This is a genomic window from Myxacorys almedinensis A (assembly GCF_010091945.1).
GTDB lineage: Bacteria > Cyanobacteriota > Cyanobacteriia > Leptolyngbyales > Leptolyngbyaceae > Myxacorys > Myxacorys almedinensis.
In genome coordinates this window covers 126,105-140,544 of the sequence record NZ_WVIE01000013.1, presented here as the reverse complement: position 1 = coordinate 140,544, position 14,440 = coordinate 126,105, and the positions used below count along the sequence as shown (strand labels likewise).

Sequence of the window (14,440 nt, the reverse complement as noted above, 5' to 3'; positions counted from 1 at the left end):
GCCATCAACCGAAGAAGCCTGCGATTGCCATTGACTATAATTTGCTGCCTTCGCGTTAAACCGAACTGACGTTAAGTTAAGTCACAAAATTGATTAAGCTATAAAGGTGTTTAAGCCGTAAAAAGCTGTTCGCAGTTCTCCAGAGTTGCGCCCAGTGCTCATGGCACGTCAGCCAAGTTTTCTGTCTTGTTAAGGCTTACAGGTTCCCGCTCCTTTATCTTCTGCCTCTGTGAACGTTATTTTGTTTGACTTCGACGGCACAATTGCCAACAGTCTAGATATTGCTTTTCACATTACCAATCGGCTGGCTAAAGAATTTGGCTACCCAACTACTAGCTTAGAAGAATTTAAGCAATTGAAGAAGCTAAGCTCTAGAGAAATTTTGAAGCAAGCTAAAATCTCTGTTTTTGTAGTTCCGTTTTTAGTGAAGCGGTTTAATGCAGAGTTTGGACAGAGCATTCAGCAGTTGCCAATTTTTCCAGGCATGAGAGAAACCCTGCTTGAACTCAAACAACGAGGGGATTGGCTCGGCATTGTCTCCACTAATTCAGAAAAAAATATTCGCTCGTTTCTAGAGACCCAACGGTTATCTGACGTGTTTGCTCAAGTGGTCTCCAGTTCTCGCCCGTTTGGAAAAAGTCGCCTGATCAAAAAAATTGTGCGCCAACATGGGTTTGCGTCTGACGCGCTATTTTATGTGGGAGACGAAACGCGAGATATCGAAGCCGCGAGAAAAAGTGGTATCCGTGCGATCGCAGTCACATGGGGGTTTAATTCCGCCGAGGCTCTAGCTGCCCAACAGCCCGATTTTCTGATTCACCAGCCGCCCGATCTGCTGGCGCTCACCCGCCCTGCCTCAGCCTCCCAAACCGGTGACAATCGGCATTTTTTGTAACCTTTATAACTTCAATTTCTGCCCTCTTCCCCATTGGTTAACGGCAACACCCCCTAATCTATAGTTCATCTTAAAATAACCCCCAATCCTGAAATGCCTTCCTAAGATAGAGCTAATGGCAGCTTCATCTGCCTATGCTACGGTGAGTGCTACAACGTCCCGTCAGGGGGAAACGAATCTATGGTCGATGCCCATTCAATGCACGATCTCCTAGAACGCGAATCCGCGCTCGATCGCGACTGCACCACGCTCTCGCGTCATGTCCTCGAACAGCTTCACAGCTTTTCGTCCGATGCCCAAGATCTCAGCGCCATTATGACGCGGATTGCTTTAGCCGGTAAGCTCATTGCTCGTCGGCTAAGCCGTGCCGGGTTAATGGAGGGTGTCCTAGGATTTACAGGCGACACCAACGTTCAGGGAGAATCTGTCAAGAAGATGGATATCTACGCCAACGAGGTGTTTATCTCGGTCTTCAAACAAAGTGGGTTAGTCTGTCGCCTCGCCTCCGAGGAAATGGAGCAGCCTTACTACATTCCTGAAAATTGCCCGGTGGGTCGCTACACGTTGCTGTATGACCCGATCGATGGCTCCTCGAATGTAGATATCAATATTAACGTTGGGTCTATTTTCTCGATTCGCCAGCAAGAAGGCGAAGATACAGACGGCACCGCCCAAGACTTGCTGCAAAGCGGCGGACGCAGCCAGCTTGCCGCAGGCTACATTTTGTATGGTCCGAGCACCATGCTGGTGTACTCGATCGGGCGAGGGGTGCATGCCTTTGTGCTTGATCCCAGCTTGGGCGAATTTATATTGGCAGACGAAAACCTCAAAACGCCAGAGCACGGTCCGGTTTACAGCGTCAACGAGGGCAACTTTTGGCAGTGGGATGAGCCAATCCGCGACTACACCCGCTATGTGCATCGTCATGAGGGCTACACTGCTCGCTATGGCGGGGCAATGGTAGGAGACTTCCATCGAATTTTGTATCAAGGGGGGGTGTTTCTTTACCCTGGTACGACCGAAAACCCTGACGGTAAACTCAGATTGCTGTACGAATCGGCTCCGCTTGCGTTTTTGATGGAGCAAGCTGGAGGTCGTGCTACCACGGGGACGCAAGAAATTTTAGATGTAGTTCCAACGAAGCTACATGCCCGCACACCTCTGTTTATCGGTAGCCGAAAAGATGTGGCGCTGGTTGAATCGTTTCTTCAAGAAGGGGTTAAGCGGCAGTCGATGTTGCCTTCGCGCTGATCATCTTCTTGCCACTCCCCTACAGAGCCGTGCTAACGCGGTTTTGCATACTCTACACAGGAGCTATATTTTCAATGACAGCTACTAACCATCTCTTAGAAATTCGTGATTACGGTCAAAGTATCTGGATGGATAATTTGAGCCGAGATCTTGTTGAGTCGGGCGAACTGAAGCGCTTGATCGAAACCCGAGGACTGCGGGGGATCACATCCAACCCAGCCATTTTTGAAAAAGCGATCGCAGGCAACAAAATCTACGATGCAGACATCGAGGCGGCAATCCGGGCGGAAAAGCCCCTGATGGAAATCTACGAAACTTTGGTGTTTGAAGATATCCGCAATGCCTGCGATATCTTTTTAGCGATCTACGAAGAATCGGACGGACTCGATGGCTACATCAGCATCGAAGTGCCGCCGACGATCGCCCACGACACCCAAAAAACCATCGAAGAAGCGCGCCGCTATCACCAAGAAGTGAATCGCCCTAATTTGATGATCAAAATTCCGGGAACGTCTGCTGGCTTGCCTGCGGTAGAGCAGGTAATCAGCGAAGGCATTAGCGTCAACGTTACCCTTCTATTCTCGGTTCAAAGCTATATCGATTCTGCTTGGTCTTACATTCGCGGCTTAGAGAAGCGAGTTGAAAAAGGCGAAGATATCAGCAAAATCGAATCGGTAGCAAGCTTCTTCCTGAGCCGCATCGACATCAACATTGACGAAAAAATTGATACGTTGCTGGCAAAAGGCACCGACCAACTGACCACCGAAGCCAAGCTGAAAGCGATCAAAGGAAAAGTTGCGATCGCAAACGCCAAAATTGCCTACCAGGAATACAAAAAGATCATTGCTGATCCCCGTTGGCTTGCCCTCAAAGAGAAGGGGGCAAATGTTCAGCGCCTGCTGTGGGCAAGTACTAGTACTAAAAATCCTGAGTACAGCGATGTGATGTACGTTGATGAGTTGGTTGGACCTGACACCGTAAACACATTACCTCCCAACACGATCGAAGCGTGCGCCGATCATTGTGATGTTGCCCCTCGCGTCGAAACGGGCGTCGAAGAAGCCTATAACTTGATCCAAAGCTTGAGCGACCCTGAGGTTGACATCAACCTAGACCAAGTTATGGATGAACTGCTTGTCGATGGAATTGCCAAGTTTGTCAAACCCTTCGAGTCGTTAATGCAGTCATTGCAAGAAAAAGTCGATCGGCTTGCTGCTGTATAAGTAGAGCCTGAGGTATGGGGAAAGACATTCTCTGACCAATACTCACGCTATTGTGAACGGGGAGCGCAACAGCCCGCTTTCTGCTCAGCTTCCTTCGTGGAGAGGGCAAGCCATAACAACAGCACGCAAGCTCCTCCTCCTTTCCCTCCATCTTTGTTTCCGCCTATGGTCACTTTGCTCGAAAATCCTCTCCGCGTTGGTCTCCAGCAACAACGAATGCCAGAGCCAAACATCATCGTGTTCTTCGGTGCTTCAGGAGATCTCACCAAGCGCAAACTGGTTCCGGCGCTCTATCACCTCAAGCGAGAACGTCGCCTACCGCCGGAGCTAACGATCGTGGGGGTTGCCCGCCGCGAATGGTCGCACGAGCATTTCCGCGACCAGATGCGCGAAGGCGTCGAAGAATTTTCTGATGGCGTTGGCTCAGAGGCAGTGTGGCAAGACTTTGCTGAGGGCTTGTATTATTGTCCGGCAGACATTGATAACCCAGACGGCTATCAAAAGCTCAAAACGCTGCTTGAAGAACTCGACCAAACGCGCGGTACGCGCGGGAATCGAATTTTTTACCTTGCCGTTGCTCCCAAGTTTTTTCCTGAAGCGATCCGGCAACTTGGCGCTGCCAAAATGCTAGACGATCCTAACAAAACTCGGTTGGTAATCGAAAAGCCGTTTGGGCGAGATTTGAGTTCGGCACAAGCCCTCAACCGCATTGTTAACCAGGTTTGCCGAGAAGAGCAGGTGTATCGCATCGATCACTACTTAGGCAAAGAAACAGTACAAAATCTGCTGGTTTTCCGGTTTGGAAACGCGATCTTCGAGCCATTGTGGAATCGCCAGTTTATTGACCATGTGCAAATTACCGTTGCTGAAACGGTTGGGGTTGAAGATCGGGCAGGCTATTACGAGTCGTCGGGTGCGTTGCGAGACATGGTGCAAAACCACCTGATGCAACTGTTCTGCCTAACCGCAATGGAACCGCCCAATTCTCTCGATGCCGATAGCGTCCGGACGGAAAAAGTCAAGGTGATTCAGGCGACCCACCTTGCCGATCCCAATCATTTGGAGCGCTCTGCCGTTCGGGGGCAATATTCGGCAGGGTGGATGAAAGGCAAACCCGTTCCTGGCTATCGAACGGAACCGGGGGTCAATCCTCAATCTCTTGTTCCGACCTATGTGGCAATGAAGTTTTTGGTAGACAACTGGCGCTGGCAAGGCGTCCCGTTTTACCTGCGAACGGGGAAGCGTTTACCCAAAAAAGTGTCTGAAATTGCGATTCAGTTTCGCGATGTGCCGTATCTTATTTTCCAGTCGGCAGCAAAGCAGGCAAACGCCAATGTTCTGACGATGCGAATGCAGCCGAACGAAGGGATTGGAATGCGCTTTGAGGTGAAAATGCCTGGGGCAGACTTGCGGACGCGATCGGTGGACATGGATTTTAGCTACGGCTCCTCGTTTGGCGTCACGGGCGGCGAAGCCTACGATCGCTTATTGCTCGACTGCATGGCGGGGGATCAAACACTCTTTACCCGCGCAGATGAAGTAGAAGCCGCTTGGCGCGTAGTTACTCCGGCATTGGCAGCGTGGGAAGCGCCTACCGATCCGTCGGCAATCCCGCAGTATGAGGCGGGAACGTGGGAACCAGCAGAGGCTGAACTGCTGATCAATCGGGATGGTCGGCGGTGGCGAAGACTGTAGCAACCCTCAAATATCACCCATCAAACATCACCTTTTCCTATGGCTACTCAATCTGCTCCTTTAGTCTCGCTTCAAGCCCCAAAAGATGTTTCGCTTAGCCAAGTTGAGACAGAACTTACTCAGATCTGGCAGAGCTACAGCGAAGCCAATGGTAACGATGCGTCGTTGGTAGCAACTCGCGCGTCTACGTTCACGTTAATCGTTTATGAACCTGAAGAAACTCAGCAGTTGCTGGCGATGCTCGGCTTTTACACCGGACCGATCGATGGTATTGATGGGCCTCGAACTGATGCTGCCATTCAAGCGGCTCAGGCAGCCCATTCCCTCCCTGTCACTGGACAATCAAGCGCTGAGTTAATTGAAAAATTGCGGGCAGAACTTGCTGTTAGAAACGGTAAGCTGCCAGTGGGGGGAAGCGCCAAGCATTTGCCTCAGTATGCGCTAGATGCAGGCGGGATGGGAATTGCAGATGCGATCGCAGCCCAAAACCCTTGCCGGATTATTTCGCTGTTTCCCGTTGCAGGCGAAGATGAAGGCGTTTCGGCGCAGGTGTCTGCCTACTGCCCGATTCAGAAACAGAACAAAAGTTCGCTGATCTGCTGCGAGTATATTACGCTCAAAGGAACGGAAACGGCGCTAGAGCGAGTCAGTGGGCTAGTGTCGTCTCTGCTCATCAGTGACCTGCCACGCTTGCTGTGGTGGAAAGCCGCTCCCACCCTAGAGCAAGAACTATTTCAACGGTTGTCCAAACTGTGCAACCAGGTCATTTTTGATTCGAGCCGCTTCACGGCTGACCCAGAAGGCGACCTGCTGAGGCTGAGCGGGTTCATGAAAGATGGGCTTCAGGTGGTAGATCTCAACTGGCGACGGTTAGCCGCATGGCAAGAACTAACCGCCGGAGCTTTCGATCCTCCAGAGCGGCGAGAGTCGGTGCAAGATGTGGATCAGGTTGTGATTGACTATGAAAAAGGCAACCCAACTCAAGCGTTGATGTTTTTGGGCTGGTTGGCAAGCCGATTGGGTTGGGAACCGGTCGAACGCCGGAAGGAGGACGATATCTATGACCTCCAACACATCACCTTTGCTCGTGCAGATGGGCGGACGATCGAGGCAGAACTCGCAGGCATTCCTACGGCGGATGCGGGAGAAGTTGCGGGAGACATGGTGAGTTTGAAGTTAAACTCGACTAATGCTGATGCCAACTGCTGTACAGTGCTGTGTTCTGAAACCACAGGCTGTATGCGAATGGAGGCGGCAGGCGGCGCTCAAGCCTGCGCGATTAATCAAGTCACCCCGATGAATGATCAGAAAGCAGAAACCCTGTTGAGTGAGCAACTTCAGCGCTTGGGTCAAGATCTGCTGTACGAAGAAAGCATGGCAGTGACAGCAGACATCATCCGCCACTAGGGCAGTTTGGTGGGGTAGAGCTTCCCCTTGGGTTGGCTCTACCAAGTGGTTCTATGGGCAAGGGCGATCGCAGCGTCTATCTTCTCTGTTGACCCAAATATTGCACAATGCCCCGGGCGATCGATTCGGCGAGAGTTTTGCGATGCGCCGCCGTCGCTAGCTTTGCGGCATCTTCTCGACCCGTCACAAAGCCAACCTCGACCAACGCCGAAGGCATAGATGTATATCTAAGTACATAAAATCTTGCCTGCTTCACCCCGCGATCGCGAGCACCCGTTGCTTGCAGCATACTCCTCTGAATGGCTTGCGCCAGCCCTAAGCCGCTTTGATAATAGAAAGTTTCGATACCATTAACATCTGGGCGACTCATACTGATCGCATTGGCGTGAATGCTCACAAACGCGGTGGCGTTGAGACGATTGGCAAGGGTAGTTCGCGGGGCTAAATCGAGGTCAACATCTGACGATCGCGTCATCACTGCCCGAATTCCTTGCTGCTGAAGCAGAACAGCCACTTGTCTGCTAATGTCAATGACAACATCTTTTTCTCGCAAGCCCCCAATTCCGACTGCGCCCGGATCAGGGCCGCCGTGTCCGGCATCAATCACCACAACTGCGTTGCTGACAGGAGTGCGCGGCGGCACAACAGGACGTGGCTGGGCAGGAGGAATTGCCGGAGTGGGGAGCACGGGCGGACGAACTGGACTTGGGTTGGCAGGTAAGGGAACCGGAATCGGAATTTGAGCAGAACCGGGAGGCGGAACTGGAAACAGCCCCCCCCCACTCGGTTTAGTCGGCACGACAACAGAACCTGGAGGAATGATGGGAGCACTTGGATTTGCTGTGCTAGCAAGTTGCGGACGGGGTAGCTGAACTGACCACTGCTGCGGCGTTGCCCCTTGAAATCTGACTTGGGCAGGGTCGAGGGTGTAGCCAGGGGCAAGTTCTACCACAAGGCGGGTAATGCCGCGATCGAACTGTCCCACTCGTAGGGCGCGAACGTTACCTGTGTAGGCTTCTGACACTGCCGGACGACCCAACGTGACCCCAGGTAAATCAACCACCAGCCGAGTCGGGTTAGCAATTAGTTGGGCGGTTGGTTGCACACCTTCGTCAGTTGTGAAGGTTAACTGGTTTTGCCCAGCATTGAATCGCCAAGTTTGTAATCGGGCTGCCTGCGCCGGATCGGCAAGCAAGATAAGAGCAAACGGCAAGAGGGAAAAGAAGGCTTGAAGGCTCCGTTTTTGCTTGAACGTTTTATTTACTTCTGTAGTGCGATTCAACGGATTTCTCATGGGTAGTATCGTGGTGATAGACGTTGGAGATTACAAAGATTTAGCGTTGCTAAAATGGTTGTGCATCTTTCAACGCGGATGTAGAAACTGACATACAAAAGAATTCCTCACACAATTTCTTCACACAGTAAGCTTGCTGATGCTTCCGCTGATCTCTAGCGATTTGCATCAAGCTTGCAGACTATGAACGATAGGGGTTATACCAAATTAATCTGTAAATGCTACAGACGCGTGACCTCCCCCAACCCCTCCTGAGTCAGGAGGGGAGCCAGGAAAGTCCCTCCTGACCTAGGGGGGATGCCGTAGGCAGGGGAGTCGAGGATCTGTCGCAGTGAAAAATCAATCTGGTATTAGAGAGCATCTGCGCCGTTAGAACATTAGCGCACGGAAATTTGGGATCAGAGGGTAGACAGAGAGAAGACTATACTCTGACCGTAAATCTGATCAGAGAGAATTTTATAACGTGCCCTTTGGCTGTGCTCTAGCCAATTTATTTAGCTTGAGACCAAGCCGATGTTTTAGGCGTTGCTGACAGGTTGAGTTGCCCCAAACCCCTGCTCTGCACGAGAGAAAGGTTAGAAATGTTGTTCTGTCTCCTGCCAAGGAGGGCTAGGATGAGAGCAAATTTAACGATTTATTTCTCGATTTAGCACTGCCGCTCGCCAGTTTGATTAGTTTTCACGTTGGTTGCTTTACTCTCCTCCACTACTTCAGGCATTTCTGGAAACTTTGGATGACTTAAGAAATCGCTGACAGAGATTAATGAACAGAGATGACTTAAACATTTGTTTGACAATGCCCTTGTTTGACAATGCCCTCGCATGTGGCTGACGTAAAAATAAGCACGAAGGTTTCGGCAATCAACCATCTGGTTGTTGCTAACGCTTTCGTGCTGAACGGAGAAATATTCGATTGCGATAAAACTAGCGGTCTGTCAAGGTTGAACTGAGTTGATAATTTACTGGAAGAAATCTTCTTCTGAGGCGAACCTAAGGGTTGGAGGCTTGAATTTGCTGAATATATGCCAACGTCTGCTGATAATGTTCTGGATTGCCCTGCCGCTGAAATAGCTGTGCCGCCGTATTTAAATCTCGCAGTGCTGCCGACTTGTCGCCAGTTTGGGCATAGATCAAGCCTCGACTGCCATAGGCTTCGGCTAGCTGGGCATTGAGGCGAATGGCTTGCGAATAGTCTTGAATGGCAGCGGTGGTGTCTCCGCGTTCGGTGCGGGCTTTACCGCGATTGTAGAGTGCATCGGTGTAGGTGGGTCGTAGCTTCACGGCTTGATTGATGTCTGCGATCGCAGCGTTCATATCTCCCATTTCGGCTCGCACAATGCCGCGATGGTTAAACGCTTCGGGATAATTGGGCTGGAGTTGAATAGCGCGGTTGAGATCGGTGAGCGCACCTCCTAAATCGCCCATTTCAGAGCGCACTTCCCCCCGATGATAAAACGCTTTGGCATGGTTGGGATTGAGCTTGAGGGCTTGATTAAAGTCAGCAAAGGCGCGGCGCAGGTTACCGTAGGTGTAGAGGGCTAAGCCACGAGAGAGGTAGGTTTCGCTGTGCTGGGGATTGATTTGAATCGCCTGGGTGTAAGCTGCGATCGCGCCTGCCAAATCTCCTCGTTTTTCCTTGTCCGCCCCTTGGCGCACCCATTCAGCCGCATGAGCTATCGGAGAGGGCACTGGCAACGCCTGAACCGGCTGAATCACCATTCCCCCCAAAAGACCTACTGCCAACCCGACTGCAATCCCGTGAAGTTTGGCAACGTCAATCGCTTTCGTGACTACTCTCATGCTTGCTGATTCCCAAATGCCGTTTCAACCCTGGTAAAATCACCAGCGCGATCGCCAATTCCGGAAGATTTACAAATTATTTTGAGTACCACCCTGGGCAGACCCAGAACCACTAAAATTTGGCTAATGCAGCCTGCATCTCAGTCCTTATCTAGATTTGCAACGGTTGAAAAAAAGGCACATTGGAGAAAGTAGAGCAAGCAGCACCATTGATGCAGCAAAGTTCCATTAGATTGTGTTCTCTGCTTTTACAGAAAGCAACTCAACCGCACACGGCTCTTTTATTTTTCGTGGCGGTCACACTGCATACATATCTCTGCTTCTACGTTAAGTTTAAACAATTTTTGAAAAGATAAAACTAGCTCTATTTTTGCAGTTTTTGCAAGATAAATTACATTTTGAAAGTCCCTCTCAACTGAAAATCTAACAACTAAGTCGAGTATTAGCAGCGATCTTAGAACGCGACGGTTGCACCGAAACACTCTCCGGAAGCCACATTTACTCAGGGAGATTTGAACCTACACTTTGAACTTACACTAAGTGCTCATTTATAAAACTTTTTTCATGCGGCGTTATGAATCCCGATCGTTCCAATCAGCTTCCCAAAGCGTTAGAAGCGCTTCATCAGCAAGCCCAAGATCTGTGCGATCGCATCCCCGCTTCGCCAGAGCAACCATCGAACTATGCCAGTTCAGACCAACTGTACCAACTGTTGCAGCAGCTTTGGTCAAGCTTAGAGCAGTCGCACAGGCTGCAAGCCCAGCTAAAACAGCAAAGCCAACAATTAGACTTGGCTCACGAGGCACAAGAATCGCAGTCTGTCCACTACCAGGACTTGTTTGAATTCGCGCCTGCAAGCTATCTCATCACCGATGTAGACGGGAAAATTCTCGAAGCAAATCGGGCGGCAACTCAGTTGCTAAATGCTGAGCTAAACCAACTGCTCGGTAAGCCGTTTAGCAACTTCGTCGCAAGGGCTGAGCAGACTTTGTTTTCATCCAATCTGGCGCATCTCAAGCGCGCGTCTGGTGCGTCTGAGTGGGAAGCTCGGCTTCTGCGGCGCGATGGGTCAGAACTTGCGGTAGCTCTTACGGTAGCGGTGGTTCAAAATCAAGACGGCGATCTGAGCCGCCTCAGGTGGCAACTGCTCGACATTACCCCCTACAAGCAAGCTGAAACCCAAACTCAGACGCTAAAGATCCACAATATGCAAGTTTTAGAAGTGGAGCGTCTCAAGTCGCAATTTTTGGCAGTCATGTCTCACGAGTTGAGGACACCGATCCACATTGTTAATGGGTTTGCTCAACTGCTGTTACGAAAATTCCAAGTCCAGCACGAGCCGCAACTGGTGGATATGACCGAGCGCATTGTTGGCAGCAGTCAACACCTTTTGGCGCTAGTTGAAGACATTCTCGATTATGTTCAGCTTCAGTCTAAGCGGCTGCAACTCAAGGTAGAGCCGTTTGATTTGGCAGACCTGATTGCTACAACGGTGGAAGAGTTTCGACCTTTGGCAAAGCGAAAGAACTTGGCGTTGCAGGTTGAGCTAGACCAGCCGCATCTTTGGCTGGAAAATGACCGCGATCGCCTGAAGCAAGTGCTAGATAATCTGTTGTCTAACGCAATTAAATTTACCGATCGCGGTGCAGTCACTATCACGGTAAAAGAGCTTGCCGAAAACCGGGTTGCGATCGCAGTGCAAGACACAGGAATTGGTATCGCTCAGGCTGATCTCAAAGCGATCTTCCAGGCGTTTTGCCAGTTGAGCCAAGCCCTAAGCCGCCAGTATGAGGGGACAGGGCTAGGGCTGTCTATTACTCATGCGCTAGTAGATCTGATGCAAGGATCACTTTCTGTGAGTAGCACCGTAGGGCAAGGCAGCACATTCTGTGTTCAGATTCCTCGCCAAATTGATTTGCCAGACTAAAAAACGTGATTGTGTGTGTTCTTGCAAACAGGATCGCTAATGGAAATCGATCGCCGGTTGAAGTAACAACATGATCGCGCCGACAACAACGAAAGATAGAGTAATCCAAAGCAGCATTCTATTGAGTTGCATGGCATTGCGCTAAAAAGACAATAATTGCAACGGTAAGAGAGTTGTTACTGATGTTCAACTGATCAAAAGGGGGACTCTAGCCTGTCGAAGTTCTACCTTTAGATAGGTTTAGTTTTGGCTCGATTAATGCTCTACAGTCCCATCCTCTAATTCTAAGGAGATAAGAAATGCTGTGCTGAAGATAGAAGCGGTTGACCTGCGATCGCGCTTATTCTTACTCCTATGGTGATCACGTAAATAAATTTACACAACTCTTTAGAAACCTATGCAGTTACAAATCGAATGTAATACTTCAAAGCATGGCTCCCAGGTGTGCTGCGTCTGTAGCCATCGATTTGCGTTAGGTCAAGCCAAGGTCATTCTGTGTGATGATCAGGGGGCAGCCTATGGAGAGGTTTGTTCTGCCTGTCTTCACAACGGGTTTGATTGGATTAAGCAAGAGTTTGAGTATTCTAATTTGTTGCACAAGACAGCGTATAACCAGTATCGATCGAGAAAGCGGGATGTTCCCCTCAGCGCTTAGGGTTAAGATGGCGCTTACGAAGTAACGGGTGATTGATGGAGTGCTAGGGTGCGATCGCTCCTCCACCCCACCATCAAGATTCCCAACCCTTGAAAAACCCTCGACAAACAAAAGGCTCTAGAGCATGATGAACTCTCTAGAGCCTTGAATTTTACAACAGTTTCAGTGATGGGCTAGCAATCGGGATGATAGGATTTGAACCTACGACCCCTTCGTCCCGAACGAAGTGCGCTACCAAGCTGCGCTACATCCCGATGTCCATATTTCAGGTTAGCATACCTGCTTGCCATATCGCGATTCACTTCAGACTCGATCCAGTTCAGACTCAAAGTCTACTTTGGTACGATAAAGAGTGCAAAACTTTTGAGAACAGCAAACGTGGTTGTAAAACCGGACTGGCTACGGGTGAAAGCTCCGCAATGGGAGCGAGTCGGCAACGTCAAAAACATTTTGCGGGATCTTGCCCTCAACACCGTTTGTGAAGAGGCATCGTGTCCCAACATTGGCGAGTGCTTCAACGCTGGCACGGCAACTTTCTTAATCATGGGACCTGCCTGCACGCGCGCCTGCCCTTACTGCGACATTGACTTTGAGAAAAAACCAAAACCCCTCGACCCTACCGAACCGCCACGGCTAGCCGAAGCCGTACGCCGCATGGGGTTAAACCATGTGGTGATTACGTCTGTCAATCGCGATGATTTGCCCGATGGAGGAGCAAGTCAGTTTGTGCAGTGCATCAACGAGATTCGCGCCATTTCTCCAGCGACAACGATCGAGGTTTTGATTCCTGACTTGTGCGCCAATTGGGAGGCGTTGGCGATTTTGCTAAGCGCTGCGCCTGATGTGCTCAATCACAACACCGAAACGATTCCTCGGTTATATCGCCGGGTGCGCCCGCAGGGAGACTATGGGCGATCGCTCGATCTTTTGCAGCGATCGCGGCAGATTAGCCCTTCTGTTTACACCAAATCGGGAATCATGGTGGGCTTGGGGGAAACGGATGAGGAAGTCCGCCAGGTGATGCACGATTTGCGTGGCGTAGAGTGCGATATTCTCACCATTGGTCAGTATCTCCAACCCAGCCAAAAACACTTGGGTGTGCAAAAATTTGTGACGCCAGAGCAGTTTGATGCTTGGCGCAACTATGGAGAAGCTCTGGGCTTTTTGCAGGTTGTGTCTTCGCCGCTGACCCGGAGTTCTTACCATGCTGAGCAGGTGAGAGCGTTGATGAACCAGCATCCACGGGGGAACGATTGAAGATTGCGATCGTTGGGGCGGGGGCATGGGGCAGCACGTTAGCAGAGCTTGCCAGAGAAAACGGGCATCAGGTTGACCTGTGGTCACGCCGTGGCTCGGCTGAACTATCCACAGTGGTAGAGCGCGCCGAGATCATTCTCTCAGCGATTGCCATGAAAGGCGTGCGATCGGTGATGACCCAGCTAAAAGGGTGTGACCTTGCCTCCGAGGTGATTTTAGTAACTGCCACCAAAGGGCTTGATCCCGACTCTGGCAATGATGTTGATCTGCCGATGCTCCCGTCTCAGGTGTGGCGCACTGGCTTTGCAAGCGGGGCAGTGGGCAAACCTCACCCCGCGATCGCGATCTTGTCAGGTCCCAATTTATCCAAAGAAATTCGGCGAGGCTTGCCTGCTGCCAGTGTGGTTGCCAGTGAAACCCTGGAAACCGCAGAACGGGTGCAAGCCGCGTTTTCCTCCCATCGGTTTCGCGTATATACAAATCTTGATCCGGTGGGCGTCGAGTTGGGCGGGGCACTGAAGAATGTGATTGCGATCGCCGTTGGCACCTGTGACGGACTCCGCCTCGGAGACAACGCCAAGGCTGCCCTGATCACCCGTGGGCTAGCCGAGATGATTCGCATCGGCACCTACTGGGGAGCCAACGCTGCAACCCTGTATGGACTCTCAGGCTTGGGAGATTTACTGGCAACGTGCAATAGCCCCCTCAGCCGCAATTATCAGGTGGGCTATGGTCTCGCCCAAAACAAATCCCTATCCCAAGTTTTAGAAGCGCTAGAAGGCACGGCAGAGGGCATCAACACGGCTAAAGTGTTGATCAAACTTGCTCAGCAACAAAATATTTCGGTTCCTATTTCCTACCAGGTCTATCGCCTGCTGGAAGGCGAGATCACTCCTCAAGCGGCGGTAGAAGAGTTGATGCAGCGCCATAGTAAGCCTGAGGTCTAGCCAATCTCAATTTTTTACCGCGATTTTTAGATGGATAAGCTATGGGAGTGGAGAGAGGGAGAGAGGGAGAATGGCTGTAAATAAAATCCT

Annotated in this window: 11 protein-coding genes and 1 tRNA gene; 9 read left to right on the top strand and 3 right to left on the bottom strand. The window is 50.7% G+C overall.

The features are described 5' to 3' along the window. The first annotated feature begins 229 nt into the window (after positions 1 to 229). From GS601_RS12920 to opcA, 5 genes are all read left to right on the top strand, one after another. On the top strand, positions 230 to 895 hold the full coding sequence (locus tag GS601_RS12920; protein WP_338017029.1) for an HAD hydrolase-like protein: 666 nt from the start codon (positions 230 to 232) through the stop codon (positions 893 to 895). 180 nt (positions 896 to 1,075) lie between these two features. Continuing rightward, positions 1,076 to 2,146, top strand: a complete 1,071-nt coding sequence (gene fbp / locus GS601_RS12915) for a class 1 fructose-bisphosphatase (protein ID WP_162423696.1) — start codon at positions 1,076 to 1,078, stop codon at positions 2,144 to 2,146. A 74-nt stretch (positions 2,147 to 2,220) separates the two neighbouring features. After that, positions 2,221 to 3,369, top strand: coding sequence for a transaldolase (gene tal / locus GS601_RS12910; RefSeq protein ID WP_162423695.1), 1,149 nt, complete (start codon positions 2,221 to 2,223; stop codon positions 3,367 to 3,369). Between the two features lie 165 nt (positions 3,370 to 3,534). Next, entirely contained in the window at positions 3,535 to 5,064 is a 1,530-nt protein-coding gene (zwf, locus tag GS601_RS12905; RefSeq protein ID WP_162423694.1) for a glucose-6-phosphate dehydrogenase, read from the top strand. A gap of 39 nt (positions 5,065 to 5,103) precedes the next feature. Then, positions 5,104 to 6,471, top strand: coding sequence for a glucose-6-phosphate dehydrogenase assembly protein OpcA (gene opcA, locus GS601_RS12900; RefSeq protein ID WP_162423693.1), 1,368 nt, complete (start codon positions 5,104 to 5,106; stop codon positions 6,469 to 6,471). A gap of 76 nt (positions 6,472 to 6,547) precedes the next feature. Here opcA and GS601_RS12895 read toward each other — a convergent pair whose 3' ends face one another. Together GS601_RS12895 and GS601_RS12890 are read right to left on the bottom strand one after the other, a co-directional pair. Then, a complete protein-coding gene (locus GS601_RS12895) occupies positions 6,548 to 7,765 on the bottom strand; it encodes an N-acetylmuramoyl-L-alanine amidase (protein ID WP_162423692.1) in 1,218 nt (405 codons plus the stop codon). A gap of 989 nt (positions 7,766 to 8,754) precedes the next feature. Then, positions 8,755 to 9,564 carry a tetratricopeptide repeat protein gene (locus tag GS601_RS12890; RefSeq protein ID WP_238393246.1) on the bottom strand — a complete coding sequence of 270 codons (810 nt, stop codon included), beginning with the start codon at positions 9,562 to 9,564 and terminating at the stop codon, positions 8,755 to 8,757. Positions 9,565 to 10,138: 574 nt separating this feature from the next. On the opposite strand from GS601_RS12890, the gene GS601_RS12885 reads away from it, so the two are divergent. Further along, on the top strand, positions 10,139 to 11,491 hold the full coding sequence (locus GS601_RS12885) for a PAS domain-containing sensor histidine kinase (protein ID WP_162423691.1): 1,353 nt from the start codon (positions 10,139 to 10,141) through the stop codon (positions 11,489 to 11,491). 397 nt (positions 11,492 to 11,888) lie between these two features. Further along, positions 11,889 to 12,146 carry a hypothetical protein gene (locus GS601_RS12880; RefSeq protein WP_162423690.1) on the top strand — a complete coding sequence of 86 codons (258 nt, stop codon included), beginning with the start codon at positions 11,889 to 11,891 and terminating at the stop codon, positions 12,144 to 12,146. 180 nt (positions 12,147 to 12,326) lie between these two features. On the opposite strand, the gene GS601_RS12875 is transcribed toward GS601_RS12880, so the two are convergent. Continuing rightward, positions 12,327 to 12,400, bottom strand: a tRNA-Pro gene (locus GS601_RS12875). Between the two features lie 109 nt (positions 12,401 to 12,509). Here GS601_RS12875 and lipA point away from each other — a divergent pair. Then, positions 12,510 to 13,403 carry a lipoyl synthase gene (gene lipA, locus GS601_RS12870; RefSeq protein ID WP_162423689.1) on the top strand — a complete coding sequence of 298 codons (894 nt, stop codon included), beginning with the start codon at positions 12,510 to 12,512 and terminating at the stop codon, positions 13,401 to 13,403. Continuing rightward, positions 13,400 to 14,350, top strand: coding sequence for an NAD(P)H-dependent glycerol-3-phosphate dehydrogenase (locus GS601_RS12865; RefSeq protein ID WP_162423688.1), 951 nt, complete (start codon positions 13,400 to 13,402; stop codon positions 14,348 to 14,350). Before lipA ends, GS601_RS12865 begins: the two co-directional genes overlap by 4 nt. Positions 14,351 to 14,440 lie beyond the last annotated feature (90 nt).